Raw genomic sequence first — 14793 nt, 5'->3', positions numbered from 1 at the left:
TTGATTAGGCGCCCAATTTGATGCGCCATGTTATTTGTTCCATATTTCCCAAGCTTTGTCTGCTTGCAGCTTTAGCATTTCTGAGCCATTAATGGTTATAGCTCCCTTAACATCTCCACAACTTAAGAATTTGGTTTGTTCAGGATTATAAACCAAATCATATAAAATGTGCTTTTTGGTAATGGCATCGTAGGGTAGGTCTGGACATTCGTTAACATTAGGGAACGTGCCTATTGGAGTACAATTAATAATGATAGTGTATGTTGAAATTATATCTGCAGTTAGGTCTGAATATAGGAACTTCACCCCTTTTTTTTCAGATCGCGATACATAATCGTACTGAATTTTTAATTTTTTAAGTGCATAAGCGATAGCTTTAGAAGCTCCACCTGTTCCTAAAATTAAAGCACGCGTATGATGTTTTTTTAGGTGTGGTTGTAATGAATTTTTAAAGCCATAATAATCTGTATTATAACCAATAAGCTTTTGATAACGTGTGATTTTTATGGTGTTTACGGCACCTATCTTTTTTGCTTTTTTACTTAGATCGTCTAATATGGGTATAACGGTTTCCTTATAAGGAATGGTGACATTAAGGCCTTTTAGATTTGGTGTATTTTTAATAATATCCTCAAGATCTTCAATAGATTCTAGATCGAAATTAACATAAGTGTAAGGAAGTTCTTCTTTCTTGAATTTTGAGGCAAAATAGCCCCTAGAAAATGAATAGGAAATATTCTTTCCTATTAACCCAAATTTAAGCTTTGATTTGTCTTGTTTGTTGTCCATACCATTCTAATCCCAAAACAATTAGGATTCCTAAGCCAATATAAGCAATTGCAATGTAAGTTTCTGTAGTGGCCTCAGGGAAAAAACGTTTATAATTTGCAATAACTTGTTTACCAGTAGAATCTAAAATATAGCTACCATCTATACTGGTTTTGTAAATGGTTTCTTTCCATGGCCAAACCACACCAAGCGACCCAATAATAAATCCTACGATAGTTGCGAGTGTAATGTTTTTGTAGTGATGCAATATGTAGTTTAATATATGTGAAAATGTCACTAATCCTGTCACAGAGCCTAAGGTAAAAACACCGAGAACCTTGAGCATACGTATTCTGGCTTCGTTTTTAATAAACTCGAAATTACCTGTAAAAATATCTGAAAGTGTATCATATAGCGCATTGACCGAATCTACTAAGAGAAGTACATAGTTTCCAAGTAGGATTAAAATAAAAGAACCCGAAAAACCTGGAAGTGTCATGCCAGAAACACTAATTATACCGCAAAAAAATACAAACCATAGATTGTCATTCTCTGTTGCGGGATCTAAGAAACTAATGCTTATACCAACAATAGTACCCAGAATCAATGCCGTAATGGTTTTACTGTTCCAAGCTTTAAAATCTTTACTTATATAATAGATTGAGCCTAAAATCATACCGAAAAATGCACTCCAAACATAGAGTTCATAGTTAATTATAAGATAGTCTAAAATCTTAGAAACACTAAAATAGCTCACAACCATTCCCAAGAATAAAAGACCTAAAAATTTACCGTTGATATATTGGTAGAAACTCTTAAAACGACCGTTGAATAAAAGTTTAAAAGCTGTATTATTTACACGTTGAAGCGAATAAATGAATTCTTCATAAAACCCAGCTACAAATGCAACTACACCTCCAGATACACCTGGTACTTTATTTGCAGCTCCCATTGCCAGTCCTTTTACGACCAAAAAAACACGATCCTTAAAAGTTCTGGTGCTTTGCATTAGACTTTATTTTTTTGACTACCTAACCCTTCTAAAATTAAAATCGTAGCAAACCCTACGACTACAAAGATAATTGCCAATACGATTTGATTATCACCATCGTAAGAGGATGGTAAAATGCTTTGGTCTAACAAAACGACTTCATCACCTTCAGAATTCACTCTGGTCTTTAAGATCTTTTTCCAAGGCCAAATTTTATTAAGTGAACCTACCATAAAACCGGTAAGGATGGCTAGGGTTAGATTTTTTTGATGTTTAAACATCCAATTGAGTGCTTTGGAAAAGACTTTTAAACCTATTACGGCACCAATTGCCAACAGCACAAACTTTAAAAGGGCATCTTTAAATAAGTCCATGTTACCGGTAAAAAGCCCATCTCTAAGGTTATTTATGGTGTCAATAGCGGTTTGATACGCCCCCAAAATAAGTAAAATGAATGCACCTGATACACCTGGAAGTATCATGGCAATGATGGCAATAAATCCACAGAACAACAAGTAAAAAGGACTATCTGGAGATGCAAAAGGTTCTGCTAAAGTAATGTAATAAGAAATGGCAGAGGTTAAAATTATAGCGATGATAATTTTTGGAGACCAACCTTTAATTTGTTTGGCAATGTAAATAATGCTTGCTAGAACTAAACCAAAAAAGAACGACCATAGTAGAATGGGTTCGTTATGTAAAAGCCATTTTATGAGTTTGGCTAATGACAAAATACTAATGGCAATTCCTGAAAAAAGTGCCAATAAGAAAGAACCGTTGATAGATTTCCAAGCGGTTTTAAAACCTTCCTTTTTCCAAACCTTAAAAACACCTAGATTGATTTTATCTATGCTTTCAATAAGTTCTTCGTAGATACCGGAAATAAAGGCTATCGTACCACCAGAAACACCAGGAACTACATCTGCAGCTCCCATGGCTATACCTTTAAAAGTTATTATGAGATAGTCTAAAAAACGTCTATGCATTTCTTTTTTAATAAGAAATGCTAAGGTATGGATTTTTTTAGTCGGAAGTCTTTTTTGCCTGTGAAATTATAGCCTTCACCATTGGTCTATCACTTAGCATAGGAAATAGTTCTGAGATAATAAAACTATAATCTATATTCAGTCTTAAGGCATTTTTTAAATGAAAACGACCTTTTTCACTTTGCTGTGTTGTAAAATATAATCCGCCAAGTCTGTACTCAATCTCTGGATGTTCTGGATAAAATTCTGCCGCTTGAAGAAGGTTGTATATTGAAGCATCATGTTCTCCCAAAGCAATTAAAATATCCGAACGGTCTAACCAAGTATCCAGTTCGTAATTACCGAGCTCTAAAGTGCGTTTATAACCTATTTCTGCTTCTTCAAGAAAGTTTAATCGCTTATTAATGGTGGCGTAAAGTTTCCAGTATAAAACATTCTCACCATCTATATTCACAGCTTTATTAATAAACTTAAGCGCTTTATGATAGTCTAAGCGTTTCATGTAAAACTTGGTAATGGCAATCCAACCTTTATCTAATAATGCGTCGTCTTTAATGGTCTTGTTAAAGAATTGTAAGGCCATGTCATCTTGCCCAAGTTTTTCGTAACAGTGTCCTATTCTTAATAAAGCAAATGAAGTGGGTTCGTCAAGCGCTAGAGTAACTTTATAGTTTTCTATAGCTTCTTCATAATGTTTAAGCTTTTCTAAAACTTTCCCTTTTTCTATGTAAGCACCTACAAATGTATCGTCTGAGATTATGGCAAAATCGAATGCGGCATTGGCCTTTGCATAATCCTTAATTGCAAAATATTGACGTCCCAGTTGATGCCAAGCCACTTCGCAATACGGATGGGAATCCAGAAAATTATTGAGATAGCTTATGGCTTCCTCATTTTGATTTAAAAAATCATAACAGTACACGATATTATGCAATGCTGAATAATCAGACGTGTCACTCTCTAAACACTTTTTAAAATAAATGACAGCATTTTCAAACTGATCTAAAAATAAGTACTCCATACCAACCAAAGCGTAAAGATCGGCATCTTCTTCAGGTTCAGAGGATAAATCAATAGCGATTAAGAGCGTTTCTATGGCTTTTTCGTGTTTATCTTGTTTAGAAAGCACATTGGCTTTTTGAATATATATTTCTTCATTGTTGGGTTCAATCTCATGAAGCATATCTAAAATATCATCAGCTTCTGAAAATTTATTTTCAATGACTAGAATCTCTACTTGGAATAATCTTAGGTTGATAGAGGTAGGATGTTGCTCTAAGCCAAGTTTGATTGCACGTTTGGCTAGAGCTATTTTTCCATTTTCGAGATAGTGGTGAATGATGTTTTCAAATTCATTTGAATCAAAAAACAAAATATCATTTGTTTTTAGCATGGATTCAAATCTTGTAAGCGGATAGTTTTCGTCTTCGTGACTATAATTCATAAGCGGTTTTAAGATTCACTAATCTAAATTACAGTTATCATCCAAAGGTCGTAATGAATTATATTTTTGTTTTTAACAAATTAATTAACATTGATTTAAGTATTTTTACATTCTTGTTAGTAGTTGAAATTCATTAAGTTATAGTAAAAAGTATTGATTATAACTTGTCCAGAATTGAAGTGATGACTTTACAACCCTTGATAATTTCTTCGTTTGAAATGGTAAGCGGAGGTGTAATTCTAATGGCCTTTGGTTCAAAAAGTAGCCAAAATAAAATGAGCCCTTCGTCTTGAGCTTTTAGAATAACATGATTAGTTATATCAGGGTTATCAACCATTGCAGCAAGCATTAATCCTTTACCTCTAATCTCTTTAATATGTTTGTGATTAAGATGGGTTCTGATTAATTGTTCTTTTTCTAAAGCTTCTGCCATGAGATTGGAGCTGGTAACTTCTTTTAAAGTTGCTAAAGCTGCTGCTGCGATAACAGGGTTACCTCCAAATGTTGTGATATGTCCTAACTTAGGGTTGTTACTCAAGGTCTGCATCATGTCCTCAGAAGCCGTAAAGGCACCAATAGGCAAGCCACCTCCAAGACCTTTTCCTGTAACCACAATATCAGGTTGACAATTATAGTTTTCAAAACCAAAGAGCTTTCCTGTTCTTCCTATTCCTGGCTGAATTTCATCTAAAATGAAGACAGCACCAACGTCATTACACCGTTTTTGTACTTTTTGAAGATAATTGTTTTGTGGTACAATAAATCCGGCTCCACCTTGTATAGTTTCTAAAATTACAGCTGCTGTTTTATTGGTGATTTGATCTAAATCTTTTTCAGAATTAAAAGCAATATATTTAATATCAGGAATTAAAGGTAAAAACGGTGCTCTACGTTCTTCGTAATCCATGAGACTTAAAGATCCCATGGTATTGCCATGATAGGCATTTTTAGCAGCAATAATTTCTGTCCTCCCCGTATAGCGTCTCGCAAGCTTTAGACTGCCTTCTATGGCTTCTGTACCAGAATTTACAAGATAGGTGGTCTCTAATGGACTAGGTAAATATTTAGCCAAAAGTTTTGTAAGTTCCAATGCAGGCTTTTGAATATACTCACCATAAACCATGACATGAAGATAATCATCTAGCTGTGATTTTGCGGCATTAACCACTTTGGGATGTGTATGTCCAAGCGTACATGCCGAAACGCCTGCGACGAAATCTAAATAAGCCTTTCCCGTGTTGTCATATATATAAGAACCTTTGGCATGGCTAACTTCCATGGCTAAAGGATGAGGTGTAGTCTGTGCCTGATATTTAAAAAACGCATTCTTCAATTATTCTTCCCCTTTAACTTTAAGTTTTTTCTTCTCCTCTGAAATCTCGGTAGGTTTGTCTTTAGGTGTCCATTCCACTTTCGGTTGTGTGGTTTGTTCTTTCTTAGGCTTTAAATCTTCTTTTGGGTCTTTTTCTTCATCCTCCTGTGGAAGATTTTGTGCTGCCCTGTTCGGTTTGTTTGGGGTTGCCTTTCCAGCTTGCTCAAGACGTTCTGCAACGCTGTCGTCTATAAAATCTTCTGGTGGAACATAGTCCTCAAGCCCTGAAATTTTTGGCAATACCAACGGCGGATCATCTTTGAATAAATCGTCTACAGAAGTTGGTCGCTCTTCTCCACGCCAATCAAACCCTCTGAGGCGTCTCGCATTTCTTGGAAAATCAGGTTCTGGAAAAATATTACCATCAATCTGATTGATAAACCGTACTTCTTCAATAGCCTGTTCTATAATTTGAATATTAATACTACCGGATTTTGATTTCTGAATACCAATGAGTTCGTTGGCTTCATTTCGCATATATCTAATGGTTTCGGCATTTTTAATGATGTCTACATTATAGAGTTCATTATCTTTAAACAAGCCGATAAGCCGTTGACCTTTTATCTGATTATAACCATCTTCACTAATTGTGTCCTTGCTCACTAAAAAGGCGTTGTTAAATACTTTTAAAGAATCTAGTTTTTCAGTTTCAGTGTTAGAAATTAAGTGAATGGTATCACCAGTCATTTGATTGCCTAAATTCCATAATACAGGTTTTCTGGCAATTGCAAATGCATCGGTAGAGCTAAATCTTTTTAAATTGATGAGTTCCGTTAACCCTTTTTTATGGTTTACATGGATAGAATCTGCCTTTCCTGCCAAATCACTCTTGTAAAGTTTGGCATTATAGTAGGCTCTTGTAATTCTGTTGTCTTCTTTTCCGGTAACCATCAAGGTATCTGCATGCAGATACACTGAATCTTTTTCCTGAACAGTGATTGCTAATGCGCGTTTAGTGATAAAAACGGAATCCTTATCGCGCCAAACTTCGGCATAATGCCCTTTTACAATACTATTATTTAAAGTGTCTGTAACGGTAATATTGTTAGTGGCAGAGGCAAAACTGCGATTTCGGTCAAAGTAAATGCTATCTCCCTCAACGGTCCTGTTATCGTAATTTATTTTAGAGTTACGTTGAAAATAACCTGTATTGGCATTCGTATCATAGAAACCACGTTCCGTGTAAATATGACTTTCTTCACCAACAATGGTTGACGGTCCAAACAAATAAGCGTGACCATTATCGGGAAAAAAATCGAGACGCTCGGTATTTAAGGTATAATCAGGATTTACAAGAACTACATCTTTTGTAAACTGGTACTTTTTAGCATTCATATAATAACGACCAATCTGGCTGGTAATGGTACCTGACGAGTCCCTCACCACCTTGCCACTCGTATCATAATAAGCCAGCTGCCGAGTTCTGTCAAAGTAAAGTTTATCAGTTGTTAAAACCGAATTGGGCTCGGTTAATACAACATCACCCTTGGCTACGGCAATTTCTGTTTTGCCACTGTAGTCAATGTATTTGGCAACCATGGAAATGGAGTCGCCTTGCTTCATGTTAACATTACTAAATGCTTCGATATAGTCTTGGTCTTGATAGTACACGGCCTTGTCACACCATAGATTTACACCTTTATGAATAAAGTGTACTTGCTGGGATTCATCACGTAGAAAAATTAATGCACCATCTTCAATTTCTGGGTCAGAGGCTGCAATACCAGCATACTCAATGGTTATTTTTTGTTTTTCCTGAGCAAAACTAAATGGAGAAAGGAAAATTGAAATGATGAAAAGTAGATTCTTTAAAGGATTCAAAGCTGTATGTTTATTAAAAAGTAACACTTATCAATCAGCTTTATTATGGGTTAACAGTTTTTTTAACGTTGTTCAGCTTGTCCTCAAAGTTAATTGAAAACTTTAAATCTTTTGGGACATTCAATTTTTTTCTTAGTAATTTGAATTGTTCTAAAGTATAAAAAGGAACTTTATCATAGCTACCATTCCTAACTTCTTCTATATATATGATATGATAGTAAATTTTATCATTAAACTGTTCTGGGCGACTTTTAACTATGATAAACTCATCATTATAACCAACCTTTAAAATTGTTCTATCCACTAATGTATAAGAAATATTATGTTCCCTATCTGAATAGTTTAGTTCTGTTTCTTCGTAAGAACCATTTGCAAAAAGCCAAAAATCATCTACTAATTCATGTTCTACTAGTCCAACTCCAAATAGACAGGATGTTAAATTAAGAAAGAATAAAAATGCGATAATCGCTTGTAATCGTTGCATAGTGTGCCCTTAAAGTACCTTTCTTTCGATAGTTTGCTTACGGTCTGGACCAACAGATACGATCGTAATAGGTATATTAAGTTCGTTTTCTAAAAAGACAACATAATCATTAAAGGCTTTTGGTAGCTCCGATGCATCGGTCATTCCAGTTAAATCTTCCGACCATCCATTAACCTCAGTATAAATTGGAGTGACGTTTTCTTCCTCGATATTGTAAGGCAAGTGTGTAATTGTTTCACCTTTATAGTTGTAAGCCGTGCATACTTTTAAAGTCTTAAAGCCAGAGAGTACATCTCCTTTCATCATGATTAATTGTGTAACTCCATTAATCTGACAAGCATAACGTAGCGCTACCAAATCTAACCAGCCACAGCGTCTAGGTCTTCCAGTGGTTGCACCAAATTCATGACCAACACGTGCCATGGTTTCACCTGCTTCATCAAACAATTCCGTTGGAAAAGGACCAGAGCCAACACGTGTTGTATAAGCTTTAAATATTCCGAAAACATCACCGATTTGATTGGGTGCTACACCTAAACCTGTACATGCACCAGCAGCCGTAGTGTTAGATGAGGTTACAAATGGATACGTACCAAAATCGATATCTAAAAGAGATCCTTGTGCACCTTCCGCTAAGATTGATTTTCCAGCTTGTTGTGCTTGGTGTACATATTCTTCAGAATCGATAAACTTTAAGGTTTTAAGGGTCTCGATGGCATCAAAGAATTCTGCTTCAAGTTCTTTTAAGTTATATTGTATATCAACATTATAGAAGTCAATCATGGCTTCATGCTTGTCTGCCAAGGTACGGTATTTATCCTTCCAATTGGCCAATTCTACATCACCAACTCTAATTCCGTTTCTTCCGGTTTTATCCATATAAGTTGGACCGATACCTTTCAATGTAGAACCTATCTTTGCTTTTCCTTTCGAAGCTTCACTTGCAGCATCCAATAAGCGATGCGTAGGTAAAATGATATGTGCCTTGCGCGAGATGCAGAGGGATGTTTTATAATCAACATTTTGTTCATCTAACTTATTTAACTCCTTTTTAAAAATCACAGGATCTATAACCACTCCGTTTCCTACTAGATTCACGGTATTGTCATGAAAAATCCCAGAAGGAATAGTGTGCAACACATGCTTTCTACCGTTAAACACTAGTGTATGACCCGCGTTTGGGCCACCTTGAAAGCGTGCAATAATATCGTATTTAGAGGTGAATACGTCGACAATTTTCCCTTTGCCTTCATCTCCCCATTGTAATCCAAGTAGTAAATCTACTGCCATTTTTTAAATTAGTTAGTCGTCTTTTTTACGATTGCCGTAAAAGTATAGTGAATGATTAGTTATTTCAATATCAAAAACCTCCTCGATAGTTTTTTTAATGGATTGAATGCGAGGATCACAGAATTCTATAACTTCACCAGTATCGGTAAGAATCACATGGTCGTGTTGCTTATCAAAATATGACTTTTCATAGTGAGCTTGGTTTTGCCCAAATTGATGTTTTCTAACCAAGTTGCATTCTAATAGTAATTCTATGGTATTGTAAAGTGTAGCCCTACTTACCCGATAGTTTTTGTTTTTCATTTTAATATAGAGTGATTCTATGTCAAAATGTTCTTGACTATCATAAATTTCCTGAAGTATAGCATAGCGTTCAGGTGTTTTACGATGACCTTTATCTTCAAGGAACTGGGTAAAAACGCGTTTTACAATTTCCTGATTACTTTCTTCTGTAGTTGCATTCATAATTAAGCTGCAAATTTACGTAAAAATATAGGATATGGTTGATTTAATTTGATATTAAAACCGAAAGAAATGAACAAGTTTTCAATACTTTTTTTATGTTGTAAATCATACCCTTATGACCTTGTCTATACCGTTGATTTTTTTTAGTTTGTCTATAAGGTTTTTTAACATGGTTTGGTTTTTAACTTCCACGGTAATATCTCCATTAAAAATTCCATCGTCACTAGAAAAACTAATACTTTTCATATTAACGTGTAAGTTCTCCGAAATCAGTTTTGTAATGTCATTTACCAAACCAAGATTGTCTATTCCTGAAAGCTTAATGTGTGAGGTATATGTGCGTTGCGTTGAATCTATCCATTTTGCAGACATTATTCTGTAAGCATAATTAGACTGAAGACTTACAGCATTTGGACAGTTCTTTTTATGCACTTTAATACCATCGTTTATGGTTACAAATCCAAATACTTGATCACCAGGTATTGGGTTACAGCAATTAGCTAAAGTATAGTTAAGCCGTTCTTCTTCCTTTCCAAAGACCAACATGTCGTATTTAGAGGTAATTTCATCTTTGTCAATGTCTTTAGGAACGTCAGGTTTACGGATTCTGCTTTTTATATAACTCATAAATGCATTACTTCTAGAAGATGCAAACGCTTTGAGTTTAGTATTATCTATGGTTCCAATACCTACGCGGTAGAATAAATCTAAAGATGTTTTAAGCTTAAAGTAATTAACTAACTCATTTACGGATTTTTCATTCAAGGTAATTTTAAGCTGTTTTAACTTACGTCTTAAAATTTCCTTACCTTCCTCTGCAATTTCTTTGGTGTGTGCATTTAATGCCGATTTAATTTTACTCCGTGCCCTGGCAGTAGTGGCATAATCTAACCAGTTGGCATTGGGTTTAGCATTGTCCGAAGTTAGGATCTCTACTCGGTCACCACTTTGAAGCTCATGACTAAGTGGCACTAGTTTTCCGTTGACTTTGGCGCCACGGGTTTTCATTCCAACTTCAGTGTGAATACTAAATGCAAAGTCGAGAGGAGTAGCACCTTTTGGTAAGGATTTTAAATCTCCCTTTGGGGAGAACACAAAGATTTCTTTAGAATACAGATTGAGTTTGAACTGCTCCACAAAATCTACGGCATCCGTTTCATTGCTTTCTAAGGCTTCTTGTAGCTTATTGATCCATAAGTCTAGATTATCTTCCTTGTCGTTAGCATTTTTGTATTTGTAATGAGCTGCATAACCTTTTTCGGCAATTTCATTCATTCGTTCACTACGTATCTGAACTTCTACCCAACGGCTTTTTGGTCCGACAACGGTAATGTGCAGCGCTTCATAACCAGTTGACTTTGGGGATGAAATCCAGTCTCGTAATCGGATGGGATTAGGTGTAAAGTGATCGGTTACGATAGAATATATCTTCCAGGCCAAAAACTTTTCATTGGCTAAGTCTGATTTGTAAATTATTCTCACCGCAAACTTATCGTAGACTTCATCAAACGAAACACCTTGTTTAACCATTTTTCGTCTAATACTGAAAATGGATTTAGGTCGCCCTTTAATTTCGTAGTTAAGGCCTTCTTTATTTAATGACTTTTCAATCACTTTAGAAAATGCTTTGATATAGGCGTCTTGTTCTTCCTTGCTTTCTTGCATTTTTTCCGCGATGTCGTTATAGACCTCTGGTTCTGTATATTTTAAGCCTAAATCTTCAAGTTCTGTTTTAATATTGTAAAGTCCAATTCTGTGTGCAAGCGGTGCGTAAATGTACAGGGTTTCAGAGGCAATTTTCACCTGTTTATCATCCCGCATAGAATCCATGGTTTGCATATTGTGCAAACGGTCTGCAATTTTTATAATGATAACACGGACATCTTCATTGAGTGTGAGTAACATTTTTCTAAAGTTCTCCGCTTGCAGGGAAACATCCATATCTTTTTTAAGGGAAGATATTTTGGTCAGGCCATCCACAATGAGAGCTACTGTTTCACCAAAAAGGCGCTCTATATCTGCAATTGTATAATCTGGATTATCCTCAACAACATCATGAAGTAAAGCCGCAGCAATGGAAGTAGCATCTAAGCCTATTTCTTGTGCAACAATTTTCGCCACAGCTATAGGGTGAAAGATATAAGCTTCACCCGATTTTCGACGCTGATTTTTGTGTGCGTCTAAAGCAACCTCAAAAGCATGACGAATCATTTTTTTATCATCTTTGCTAAGGGTCTGGTAGCTCACTCTCAGTAACTCTTTGTAAGCTTTGGCAATGGCTGCATTTTCTTTTTCAATATCTACTTCCGTCATAACAACTAAAGTAAACAAACTCCATGAGATAAGCAATGATGACTTTTATGAAAATTAATCAATAATATTAACCTATAACAAATTGAAGTAAGCTATTTTCTCTTTGCTTATTAAGCTTTGTCATCAATATCGTCTTCATATGCTTCGAATATCTCTTCCTCTGTTAATTCGGGATAATGATTCTCTTTTTGTTTTTTATGCGCGAGATAAATATTGTAGAACATAAAGTAAAGATATGCCGCAAAAATAAGCGCTCCAATAAATAAAAATCCTCTATTCATGATGTTCGTCTTTGTCTAATTGCAATTGCGAATAATAATATTGTTGCTGGCCAATGTGCAGAGTATTCAGCCTCGTCTTTCATACCGTATAATCCTAAGCCAACCGAGTATAACAGGCATATAAAGGCTAGGATCACAGGATACCATTTTAAGATAAATTTTTTCATTTTTATTATTTGTTTAATGTTTGAAACAAAAACTTAAACAAAATATAAATGAATTCCTAACTTAGTGAGGTGTTATTAAAAGATCTTAGGAAATATTAACAGGTTACCAGTATTTCGTTAGGAAGCTTTAACATATAGTTAAAGGTTTAGTATAGTTTTTCTCGTTTTTCAAAGATACGAACGGAAAGGTTTTAATTATTTTGATAAGTTCTTTACCCTTTGCAACAATGTAGGATGTGAATAATGCATAAACACATAGGCTTTGTGCGGTGTAAGATTGCTTAAGCTATTTTTAGAGAGCTTTTTTAAAGAGGTTATTAATGGCTGAGCTTTATAGGTGTTTTTGGCATAGTCGTCGGCCTGGTACTCAAAAACTCGCGAGACATAATTCATTAGTAGACCCGTGACTTCCGAAATGGGTGAGTAGAGCAGTCCAAAGGCAATCAAACCTACATGGAAGCTTTGTTTTTCTACACCAATGGCATTTGACAACAACGGATTGGAAATAAAGATTGATAAAATATAAAGCGTCAAGCCGGTTAAGAGAACAGAGGAGATTAAATTAAAAATAATGTGTTTGCGTTTATAATGCCCAACTTCATGTGCTAAAACTGCAACAATTTCGTCATCTTCTAAATCATTCACCAAGGTATCGTAGAGGGTGACGCGTTTTTCACTTCCAAAACCAGAGAAATAGGCATTGGCTTTTGTACTGCGTTTAGAGCCATCAATGACAAAAATTTTATTCAGACTAAACCCAACGGATTCTGCATAATCGGAAATTTTATTGCGTAATTCTCCATCTTCTAAAGGGGTTTGTTTATTGAACATTGGTACAATTAGCCGTGAATAAAACATATTCATAAAAACAGTGAATATGGTTACGATTACCCAGGCATATAACCAAAAATAGTTTTGTGTAAGCTGGTAAAACCAAATTATCAATGCGATGATTCCACCACCAAGTACAGCCATCATCAGTAGTCCTTTGAGTTTATCTAAAATGAAGGTTTTTTTGGTGGTTTTGTTGAAGCCAAATTTTTCTTCAATCGCAAAGGTTTTGTAATATGCAAAAGGCGTGGTGATTATATCGCTGGCAAACATAATAATGCCGAAGAAAATTAAGCCGACAATAATTGGGTTATTGGAATAACTTCTGGCTATATTATCAACGTATTCAAAACCATCTAAAAATAGAAAGCCTAAGGTTAGCACCAATGAAAATAAAGAAGACCAAATTCCGAACTTATAGTTAATGGCTTTGTAGGCTTGAGATTTTCTATACTCATCTTCATCATATACATCACTTAATTCATCAGGAATAGCATCCTTAAAATGTTTGGCATTTAAAGCATCAAGAATTTTATCCTTAATAAAATTAATGAGGATAATGGCTACGATGATGTAAAAAAGGGTTTGTGCGGTCATGTAATCTCTTAAGGTTATAATTTCTTCACTTCGAGTGAAATTCCTTTCTTAGGCATTTTTTATGGAGAAGCTTTTTTATCTTATTAAGGTTCTCGATATAATTTTCTCGTCCTTCGAAAATCACTCGAACTGACATCGTTAATTTTATTTAAAGTCTCGTTGTCTTTTTGCTTCAAAAATAAGAATTCCTGCGGCAACAGAAACGTTCATAGAATCAATAATCCCTTGCATAGGTATACTAATATTTTGCGTTGCGGCATCACGCCAGGCTTGTGTTAAACCTGTGGCTTCCGTACCAACAACAATGGCCGTTGGTAGCGTGTAATCCTGCGTATTATAAGGTTCTGAATCTTGAAGAATTGCCGAATAAATATTGAAATGATAATGCTTTAAAAATTCGATGGCTTCTGTAGTGTTCGCCATAGCAATTTGAGTCGTAAAGACACAACCTACACTTGATCGAATAATATTTGGGTTGTACAAGTCTGATTTAGGATTGGCAATAATTACGGCATCGACATTGGCAGCATCTGCAGTTCTTAATAAGGCACCTACATTACCAGGTTTTTCTGGTGCTTCGGCCACTAAAATTAATGGGTTTTTGTTACTGAGTTTTAAGTCTTCGAGCAGATGCCTTTTACTTTTTACAACAGCAATAACACCTTCTGTCGTGTCGCGATGTGCCAATTTTTGAAATACTTCTTGTGATATTTCAATGATCTCAATACCATATCGAGACATGGCCTTGGCTTCACTTTCAGAAAACAAATCAGGATAAAACAACAACGTTTCAATTTGATAACCACCCTTTATGGCAAGGGAAAGTTCACGTTTGCCTTCAATTAAAAACTGTCCAGTTTTTTTACGTTGTCTGGACTTTTCTTTTAATTGAACGAAGTGTTTAATCAATGGATTTTGTGGACTTGTGATTTGTTTTATCATAGTTGAAGCAAAAGTACTTTAAATTTAGTCTTATTGTAAAT

At 35.2% G+C, this 14793-nt stretch carries 13 protein-coding genes; all 13 read right to left on the bottom strand.

Going from position 1 to position 14793, the window contains the following annotated elements; translation table 11 throughout:
* Positions 1–30: 30 nt before the first annotated feature.
* Complete coding sequence (locus tag ACFQ1K_RS04950) at positions 31–789, bottom strand: shikimate dehydrogenase family protein (protein ID WP_320556435.1); 759 nt, start codon at positions 787–789, stop codon at positions 31–33.
* Positions 758–1777: a DUF368 domain-containing protein gene (locus tag ACFQ1K_RS04945; protein WP_320556436.1), complete on the bottom strand. Its 1020-nt coding sequence runs from the start codon at positions 1775–1777 to the stop codon at positions 758–760. Before ACFQ1K_RS04945 ends, ACFQ1K_RS04950 begins: the two co-directional genes overlap by 32 nt.
* The gene (locus ACFQ1K_RS04940) at positions 1777–2745 is read right to left on the bottom strand and encodes a DUF368 domain-containing protein (RefSeq protein ID WP_320556437.1); all 969 of its coding nucleotides are present in this window, start codon (positions 2743–2745) and stop codon (positions 1777–1779) included. The genes ACFQ1K_RS04945 and ACFQ1K_RS04940 overlap by 1 nt, the downstream gene beginning before the upstream one ends.
* A gap of 37 nt (positions 2746–2782) precedes the next feature.
* Positions 2783–4189 (bottom strand): tetratricopeptide repeat protein, encoded by a 1407-nt coding sequence (locus tag ACFQ1K_RS04935; RefSeq protein ID WP_320556438.1) that lies wholly within the window; start codon positions 4187–4189, stop codon positions 2783–2785.
* Positions 4190–4346: 157 nt separating this feature from the next.
* On the bottom strand, positions 4347–5522 hold the full coding sequence (locus ACFQ1K_RS04930; protein WP_320556439.1) for an aspartate aminotransferase family protein: 1176 nt from the start codon (positions 5520–5522) through the stop codon (positions 4347–4349).
* A complete protein-coding gene (locus ACFQ1K_RS04925; RefSeq protein WP_320556440.1) occupies positions 5523–7382 on the bottom strand; it encodes an OstA-like protein in 1860 nt (619 codons plus the stop codon).
* A 43-nt stretch (positions 7383–7425) separates the two neighbouring features.
* On the bottom strand, positions 7426–7866 hold the full coding sequence (locus tag ACFQ1K_RS04920; RefSeq protein ID WP_320556441.1) for a hypothetical protein: 441 nt from the start codon (positions 7864–7866) through the stop codon (positions 7426–7428).
* Between the two features lie 9 nt (positions 7867–7875).
* Positions 7876–9156, bottom strand: coding sequence for an adenylosuccinate synthase (locus ACFQ1K_RS04915; RefSeq protein WP_320556442.1), 1281 nt, complete (start codon positions 9154–9156; stop codon positions 7876–7878).
* A 12-nt stretch (positions 9157–9168) separates the two neighbouring features.
* A complete protein-coding gene (locus tag ACFQ1K_RS04910; protein WP_320556443.1) occupies positions 9169–9621 on the bottom strand; it encodes a Fur family transcriptional regulator in 453 nt (150 codons plus the stop codon).
* Positions 9622–9726: 105 nt separating this feature from the next.
* A complete protein-coding gene (locus ACFQ1K_RS04905) occupies positions 9727–11934 on the bottom strand; it encodes a RelA/SpoT family protein (RefSeq protein ID WP_320556444.1) in 2208 nt (735 codons plus the stop codon).
* Between the two features lie 110 nt (positions 11935–12044).
* Positions 12045–12215: a hypothetical protein gene (locus tag ACFQ1K_RS04900; RefSeq protein WP_320556445.1), complete on the bottom strand. Its 171-nt coding sequence runs from the start codon at positions 12213–12215 to the stop codon at positions 12045–12047.
* A gap of 362 nt (positions 12216–12577) precedes the next feature.
* The gene (locus tag ACFQ1K_RS04895; RefSeq protein WP_320556446.1) at positions 12578–13810 is read right to left on the bottom strand and encodes a M48 family metallopeptidase; all 1233 of its coding nucleotides are present in this window, start codon (positions 13808–13810) and stop codon (positions 12578–12580) included.
* Between the two features lie 144 nt (positions 13811–13954).
* Positions 13955–14752 carry a TrmH family RNA methyltransferase gene (locus tag ACFQ1K_RS04890; protein ID WP_320556447.1) on the bottom strand — a complete coding sequence of 266 codons (798 nt, stop codon included), beginning with the start codon at positions 14750–14752 and terminating at the stop codon, positions 13955–13957.
* Between the last annotated feature and the right edge of the window lie 41 nt (positions 14753–14793).

The sequence above is a fragment of the Winogradskyella aquimaris genome (assembly GCF_042676105.1).
GTDB classification, from domain to species: domain Bacteria; phylum Bacteroidota; class Bacteroidia; order Flavobacteriales; family Flavobacteriaceae; genus Winogradskyella; species Winogradskyella aquimaris.
The sequence above is the reverse complement of the archived record's forward strand: the minus strand, read 5'-3'. Positions and strand labels throughout refer to the sequence as shown.